The organism is Rhodoplanes roseus (assembly GCF_003258865.1).
Taxonomy (GTDB): Bacteria; Pseudomonadota; Alphaproteobacteria; order Rhizobiales; family Xanthobacteraceae; genus Rhodoplanes; species Rhodoplanes roseus.
Window position 1 is genome coordinate 1 of the sequence record NZ_NPEX01000597.1, and the last position, 1021, is coordinate 1021.

At 72.4% G+C, this 1021-nt stretch carries 1 protein-coding gene; it reads right to left on the minus strand.

The window, feature by feature from the left end; translation table 11 throughout:
• On the minus strand, positions 1–896 hold an 896-nt coding region (gcvT, locus tag CH341_RS31495), incomplete at its 3' end, for a glycine cleavage system aminomethyltransferase GcvT (protein WP_111423667.1).
• Positions 897–1021: the final 125 nt, after the last annotated feature.

Genomic DNA, 1021 nt, shown 5'->3' on the forward strand with positions numbered 1-1021 from the left:
CCGCGGCGCCGCGACGCGCCCTCGGTGAGCTGGCGCAGCACCACATCGGCGCCCGGAAAGCCGCCGGCCCGCGCCCCGCCGGCGCGGCGCGACTTCTGGATGCTCCATTCGAGCGCGCCTTCGACCGGCGTCGTGCCGGTGTCGAGATCGCTGCCGTAGAGGCACAGGCCCGCCTCCAGCCGCAGGCTGTCGCGGGCGCCGAGCCCGATCGGCGCCACCTGCGGATCTTCCAGCAGCGCCTCGCAGAGCGCCTCGACCCGGTCGGCCGGGATGCTGATCTCGTAGCCGTCCTCGCCCGTGTAGCCGGAGCGCGAGACGAGGCAGGCGGCGCCCAGGATCGTGACCGGCCGGGCGTCCATGAAGCGCATGGCCGCCACCTCGGGGGCGAGGGCGGCGAGCGCCGCCTCGGCCTGCGGTCCCTGCAGGGCGATCAGGGCCCGGTCGGGCAGCGCCTCGACGGCGCACAGCCCGGCGAGCGACTGGCGCAGATGCGCCTCGTCGGCCGCCTTGCAGGCGGCGTTGACGATGAGGAAGAGGTGGTCGCCCTGGTTCGACACCATCAGGTCGTCGAGGATGCCACCCTTGTCGTTCAGGAACAGCGCGTATCGCTGACGCCCGGGCGCCAGCGACAGAATGTCGGCCGGCACCAGCGTCTCCAGTGCCCGCGCCGCATCCTCGACCTTGCCGGACGGTGCGCGGAGACGGATCTGCCCCATATGCGAGACGTCGAACAGCCCGGCCTTCGCCCGCGTGTGCAGGTGCTCCTGCAGGATGCCGGACGGATACTGAACCGGCATTTCGTAGCCGGCGAACGGCACCATGCGGGCGCCGAGCCGGCGGTGCAGCGTATCGAGCGGCGTACGGGCGAGGGTTTTCGGGTCGGAGGTCTCGGTCATGTCGGTCCTGGGGGGCGCGTCCGTCGGACGACGGCGCGGTCGCGGCGCAATCTGCGCAACCGGGCCGACGTGTGCAAGGGAAAGCCGCTCGCTTTCACCCTCCCCCTCCAGATCGGAAGAGCGTC